A 6,126-nucleotide genomic window follows, 5' to 3' on the forward strand; every position below is an offset into this window, starting at 1 on the left:
CTGGCGTCCCCAAGGGGATTTGAACCCCTGTTAACGGCGTGAAAGGCCGTCGTCCTGGACCAGGCTAGACGATGGGGACATTTCAAAGAGTGGCTGGGGGACGAGGAATCGAACCTCGATAGGCGGATCCAGAAACCGCAGTATTGCCTTTATACGATCCCCCAGCAGGTTGCGAGGGCACGTACTACTGGCTCCAGGGATGTTTTGTCAACCCCGAAGTGTGCCCTTCGCTAAAAAAACTACAGCGCGCGCGACAGGCGGCGGGTGCGCTTCTTGAGCTTGTTGATCTTGCGGCGCAGCTGGGTGCGCTCCTGGCGGGCTTCGACAGTGCCCTTGGCCACGCGCAACTCGCGGATCAGCTTCTTGGTGCTGATGATCTGATCCTTGTAGGGAGACACTCCGCCTTCAGCGTCGACGATGCCGAACACGCCCTTGATGGCCACGACCAGCTCATCCTTCTGCATGCCGCTGGCGCCCACGATGGAGGGGATCTTCTTGGCAACCACGAGCTGACGCAGTTCCTTGGCGGTCATCTTGTCCAGAGTCTTGGTCAGGCCGAGGCTCTCGAAGGTCATTTCCAAAATTTCCTGGCTCATTTTCTTCTCCTTGACGCCCCTTCGGGGCTGGTATTCGCGTCGTTTGCCGCGCCCTCATCGGGCAGGCTGGAAAAATACCGCACGTAAGCCAAATAACAACGGCCCACAGCGGTATCCGGGTCAAATTTGCCGATCAGCCCACCGAGATTGCTCGGCTTTTTGGTGCGTAGGCCGCGCGGCGATGATTCGGCGCGGGCTTGCAGCCCCAAAGGAACTCTCCCGTCTAGCAGCTCGAACCGGACTTTGTCAAAGACTAAGTTGCCGAAAAATGAATTCACACGATCCAGGAGCTCAGGGACATAATAGGTAAGCTGCTGGGCGGCGATGGAGTCCTGTGCGAAAAGCACCAGCGTGCCTTCCTTGTGCCCTAGGGGCCTGGCAAGCTCCGCAACTTCAGCGCCGACGACGCTCTCCCACTCGCGCCATAGCCGCACCAGATTCAATCCGCCCTTTTTGTCGTAGCGCGACAAAAGGCGCATCATGAGGTCTTCGCCGACCTTCCTGTGGCGCGACTCTCGCCCAGGGTGCTGCATCCTGCGGCGGGCTCTCACGTGCGGCTCCCGGCTTGGTTGTTATTGCTCCCGGCGCGCTTCATGCCCGCCTCCTACTCCTGAATATGGCCGGGCGCAAGTGCCGCGCCATGGGGCCTTCCGGGATTCTTGCCGGGGAGGGGGGCGCATAGCCTGTTGCCGCCGGGCCGGGGTTCTGGTAACAGGCCTCTTCTATGTCTGAATTGTGACCCCCCCGGAGGATCATTCATGGCCAAAAAGCCTGCCGTCAGCCCTGAAGAACTGCGCCTGGAAGCCCTTAATACGGCGCTGACCACAATTGAGCGCAAGTTCGGCAAAGGCGCCATCATGCGCATGGACGACGGCGCAGCCCTGACCGCCATCCCGGTGATTCCCACCGGCTCCATCGGCCTCGACATCGCCCTCGGCGTTGGCGGCATCCCCAAGGGCCGCGTCACTGAAATTTACGGCCCGGAATCCTCGGGCAAGACCACCCTGACCCTGCACCTTGTGGCCGAGTGCCAGAAGCGCGGCGGCACGGCGGCCTTCATCGACGCCGAGCACGCCCTCGACGTGGCCTACGCCCGCCGTCTCGGCGTCAAGACCGAGGAGCTGCTCATCTCGCAGCCGGACTTCGGCGAGCAGGCCCTTGAGATCGCCGACCTGCTCGTGCGCTCCAACGCCGTGGACCTCGTGGTCATCGACTCCGTTGCCGCGCTCATCCCCCAGGCCGAGCTTGAGGGCCAGATGGGCGAGACCCAGGTGGGCGGCCACGCCCGGCTCATGAGCCACGCCCTGCGCAAGCTCACCGGCACCATTCACAAGTCCCGTGCGGTGGTGGTGTTCATCAACCAGATCCGCATGAAAATCGGCATGACCGGCTACGGCAGCCCGGAGACCACCACCGGCGGCAACGCGCTGAAGTTCTACGCCTCCATCCGCATCGACATCCGCCGCATCCAGAGCCTTAAGGATAAGGAAGAAGCCTACGGCAACCGCACGCGCATCAAGGTCGTCAAAAACAAGGTGGCCCCGCCTTTCCGCGAGGCGTTGGTGGACATCCTGTACGGACTGGGCATGAGCCGCGAGGGCGAGATCATCGACCTGGGCGTGGAGCACAAGATTATTGAGCAGAGCGGCTCCTGGTTCGCCTTCGGCAACGAGCGCCTGGGCCAGGGCAAGGAGAACGTCCGCGCCCTGCTCGTGGAGAACGCCGAGCTGCGCCAGAAGATCGAGGACAAGTTGCTGGAGCACCTGGGTGTCACCACGCCGGCCTTCATCCCGGCGGCGGCAGAGCCAGTTGAAGACGAAGAGATGTAGAAGCGGGCCGGCCACAAGTCCGCGCCCGTCCCCAATACAATATTTTGGAGAAGTAACCTCGCATGAACGCCGCTGAAATCCGCTCGCGCTTTTTGAAGTTTTTTGAAGCCAACGGCCACGCCGTGGTGGAAAGCTCCACCCTGGTGCCCAAGGACGACCCGAGCCTGCTGTTCACCAACGCTGGCATGGTGCAGTTCAAAAAGGTCTTCCTCGGCCAGGAGAAGCGCGCCTACGTGCGGGCCACCACCTCCCAGAAATGCCTGCGCGTTGGCGGCAAGCACAACGACCTGGAGAACGTGGGGCGCACCGCGCGCCACCACACCTTCTTCGAGATGCTGGGCAACTTCTCCTTCGGCGACTACTTCAAGACCGACGCCATCCGCCTGGCCTGGAATTTCATCACCGAGGAGCTTAAGCTGCCCAAGGACACGCTTTACGTCTCCATATATAAGGACGACGACGAGGCGGGCGAGCTGTGGCAGAAGGTGGCTGGCGTCCCGGCGGAGCGCATTTTCCGCCTGGGCGAGAAGGACAACTTCTGGTCCATGGGCGACACCGGCCCCTGCGGCCCGTGTTCGGAAATCTACGTGGACCAGGGCGCGGACATGGCCTGCGGGCCCGACTGCGGCATCGGCAAGTGCGACTGCGACCGCTACCTTGAGATCTGGAACCTCGTGTTCATGCAGTTCGACCAGGCTGCCGACGGCACCCGCACGCCCCTGCCGCGTCCCAGCATCGACACCGGCATGGGCCTTGAGCGCATCGCCGCCGTGGTGCAGGGCAAACGCTCCAATTTCGAGACCGACATCTTCCGCGCCCTTATCGACTTCGTGGCCGAGAAGGCCAAGGTCAAGTACCACGCGGACAAGGATACCGACACCGCGCTTCAGGTCATCGCCGACCACAGCCGGTCCATCGCCTTTTTGATCACCGACCAGATCCTGCCGTCCAACGAGGGCCGTGGCTATGTGCTCCGGCGCCTCATCCGCCGGGCCTTCCGCTTTGGCCGTCTCATCGGCCTCATCGACCCCTTCCTGCACGAGACTGCCCGCCAGGTGGTGGCGCGCATGCACGACGCCTATCCGGAGCTTTTGAGCAACCAGGAGTTCATGGCCCGCGTCATCCGCGAGGAAGAGGAGCGCTTTTCCCAAACCCTGGACAAGGGCCTGGTGATTCTGGAGGACGAGCTGGCGCGGCTGAAGGCCGCAGGCCAGGGCGGCATCACCGGAGACTTCGCCTTCAAGCTGTACGATACCTTCGGCTTCCCCCTGGACATCGTCAACGACGTTGCCGGACGCCACGGCGTGAGCGTGGACGAGCCGGGCTTCATGGCCAGCATGAAGGAGCAGAAGACCCGCGCCAAGAAGGCCTGGAAGGGCAGCGGCGAGAAGGACGTGGCCAGCATGTTCCAGAGCCTGCTCGAGGCTGGGGTCAAGACCCGCTTTACCGGCAGCACCCAGTTCGAGGACCAGGGCCGCATTGTGGCGCTTCTGAACGGCGAGGGCGAGACCGTGGAGACCCTTGACCAGGGCCAGGGCGGCTGGCTGGTGGCCGCAAGCACGCCTTTCTACGGCGAGTCTGGCGGGCAGGAGGGCGATCTGGGCGAGGTGAACACCGAAACCGGCGGGGCCGACGTGCTGGAGACCCTGAAGCCGTCCGGCGATCTCACCGTGCACAAGATCTTCGTCAACGAGGGCGAGCTTTCCAGCGGGCAGACCGCCAATCTGGCCGTGAACGGGCGCGCGCGCATGGCCAGTTCGCGCAACCACACCACCACGCACCTGCTGCACGCGGCCCTGCGCCAAGTGCTGGGCGACCACGTGAAGCAGTCCGGCTCTCTCGTCGGGCCGGAGCGCTTGCGTTTCGATTTCACGCACATTTCGGCCATGACCCCGGCGGAGATCTCCCGGGTGGAGCAGATCGTGAACCGCGCCATCCTGGACGACATCCCGGTGGGCCGCGAGTTCGTGAGCCAGAAGGAGGCCGTTGCGCGCGGAGCCACCGCGCTCTTCGGCGAGAAGTACGGCGACACGGTGTGTCTGGTTGAAGTGCCTGGCGTGAGCATGGAGCTCTGCGGCGGCACGCACCTGGTGCAGACCGGCCAGGCGGGAAGCTTCGTGGTCCTGTCCGAGACCGGCGTGGCTGCGGGCATCCGCCGCATCGAGGCCGCAACGGGCTGGAACGCGCTGAACCACATGCAGACCCTGCGCCAGGAAATGGGCGAGGTTCAGGCCGTGCTCAAGGCCCGGCCAGAAGAGGTCGCCGCGCGCACCAAGGCCATGGCCGCGCAGGTGAAGTCTTTGCAGAAGGAAGTGGAGCGTTTGCAGACCAAGCTGGCTTCCGGCGAGGGCGGGGCGCGCATGACCGAGGTTGAGGAGATTAACGGAGTCAAGGTCCTGGCCGTGAAGGCCGAGGCCGCGAGCATCAAGAGCCTGCGCGACCAGATGGACGCGCTGAAGAGCAAGCTGCCCTCGGGCGTGGCCATGATCGCCGCGCCCACCGAGGACGGCAAGGTTGCGGTGCTCATAGCCGTGACCAAGGACCTGCACGGAAAGTTCACCGCGCCCGGACTCATCAAGGATGTGTCGGCCGAGGTGGGCGGTTCCGGCGGCGGCAGGCCGGACATGGCTCAGGCCGGTGGAACGGATCCCGCAGGAATCGACAAGGCCATCGCAAAGCTGAAAGAGCTGGTGGCCAAGGCGTAGCGGACGTTTGCCAAGTTTCGCGGGAGTGTCCCGCATGAAAGACGGTGATTTTTGGGTTGACAGACCCAAACAAAGCCAGTAAGAGCCCTGTTTCCAGTTTGGATGAAGGAGCAGCCCTACATGAATACTTACAGCCCGGTCCCCGCGGACCTGAAGCACGATTGGTTTGTGGTTGATGCCACGGACAAGGTGCTTGGCCGCATGGCCACTGAGATCGCACACCGCCTGCGTGGCAAGCACAAGCCCGGTTTCGCCCACCATATGGATGGCGGCGACTTCATCGTCGTGGTTAACGCCTCGAAGATCAAAGTCACGGGCGACAAGCTGAACAAGAAGATGTACTACAAGCACACCTTGTACCCCGGCGGCATCAAGTCCCGGACCCTCAAGGAAATGCTTGAGAAGAACCCTGAGCTGGTGATCATCCAGGCTGTGCGCGGCATGATGCCGAAGAACCGCCTGTCCAGGCAGATCATCAAGAAGCTCAAAGTGTTCCCCGGTCCCGACCACACCCATGCCGCCCAGAAGCCTCAGGCTCTGGACCTGTAAACAGGAGCACAATACATGCTCGATTTTAACTACGGCACCGGCAAGCGCAAGAACGCTGTCGCCCGCACCCGCCTCTACCAGGGCACCGGTCAGATCACCATCAATGACCGTCCCTACGAGGACTACTTCCCGCGCAAAACCCTGCAGATGATCGTGCAGCAGGCGCTGAAGCTGACCAAGAACGTCGACAAGTTCGACATCAAGGTCAACGTCGCCGGCGGCGGCGTGGCTGGACAGGCTCAGGCCGTCCGTCACGGCATTGCCCGCGCCCTGCTTCTGGTCGATCCCGAACTGCGCGGCACCCTGAAGAAGGCCGGGTTCCTTACCCGTGACGCCCGCAAGAAGGAACGCAAGAAGTACGGCCAGAAGGGCGCCCGCGCTCGCTTCCAGTACTCGAAGCGCTAAGCCGCAAGGTTTCAGCCTTCCGTCCCTGCCCATCCGGGCCGG

6 protein-coding genes and 2 tRNA genes are annotated in these 6,126 nt (G+C 63.0%); 4 read left to right on the forward strand and 4 right to left on the reverse strand.

Features of this window, described 5'->3' with window-relative positions; translation table 11 throughout:
- Window position 1: 1 nt before the first annotated feature.
- The 4 genes from Q8O35_RS10020 to Q8O35_RS10035 all read right to left on the reverse strand — a co-directional run bounded on the left by Q8O35_RS10020 (window position 2) and on the right by Q8O35_RS10035 (window position 1,078).
- Window positions 2–79, reverse strand: a tRNA-Glu gene (locus Q8O35_RS10020).
- A gap of 11 nt (window positions 80–90) precedes the next feature.
- Window positions 91–164, reverse strand: a tRNA-Gln gene (locus Q8O35_RS10025).
- A gap of 75 nt (window positions 165–239) precedes the next feature.
- Entirely contained in the window at window positions 240–596 is a 357-nt protein-coding gene (locus Q8O35_RS10030; protein WP_305572826.1) for a hypothetical protein, read from the reverse strand.
- On the reverse strand, window positions 593–1,078 hold the full coding sequence (locus Q8O35_RS10035; protein ID WP_305572828.1) for a DUF721 domain-containing protein: 486 nt from the start codon (window positions 1,076–1,078) through the stop codon (window positions 593–595). The genes Q8O35_RS10030 and Q8O35_RS10035 overlap by 4 nt, the downstream gene beginning before the upstream one ends.
- A gap of 276 nt (window positions 1,079–1,354) precedes the next feature.
- Between Q8O35_RS10035 and recA the strand changes: the two genes are divergently transcribed.
- The 4 genes from recA (at window position 1,355) to rpsI (ending at window position 6,084) form a co-directional block, all read left to right on the forward strand.
- Complete coding sequence (gene recA / locus Q8O35_RS10040; RefSeq protein WP_305572830.1) at window positions 1,355–2,425, forward strand: recombinase RecA; 1,071 nt, start codon at window positions 1,355–1,357, stop codon at window positions 2,423–2,425.
- Window positions 2,426–2,487: 62 nt separating this feature from the next.
- Window positions 2,488–5,130, forward strand: a complete 2,643-nt coding sequence (alaS, locus tag Q8O35_RS10045) for an alanine--tRNA ligase (protein ID WP_305572831.1) — start codon at window positions 2,488–2,490, stop codon at window positions 5,128–5,130.
- A gap of 120 nt (window positions 5,131–5,250) precedes the next feature.
- Window positions 5,251–5,679, forward strand: coding sequence for a 50S ribosomal protein L13 (gene rplM / locus Q8O35_RS10050; RefSeq protein ID WP_305572833.1), 429 nt, complete (start codon window positions 5,251–5,253; stop codon window positions 5,677–5,679).
- A gap of 15 nt (window positions 5,680–5,694) precedes the next feature.
- Window positions 5,695–6,084, forward strand: a complete 390-nt coding sequence (gene rpsI, locus Q8O35_RS10055; RefSeq protein WP_305572835.1) for a 30S ribosomal protein S9 — start codon at window positions 5,695–5,697, stop codon at window positions 6,082–6,084.
- The last annotated feature ends 42 nt before the right edge of the window (window positions 6,085–6,126 follow it).

The organism is Humidesulfovibrio sp. (genome assembly GCF_030689645.1).
Lineage (GTDB): Bacteria > Desulfobacterota > Desulfovibrionia > Desulfovibrionales > Desulfovibrionaceae > Humidesulfovibrio.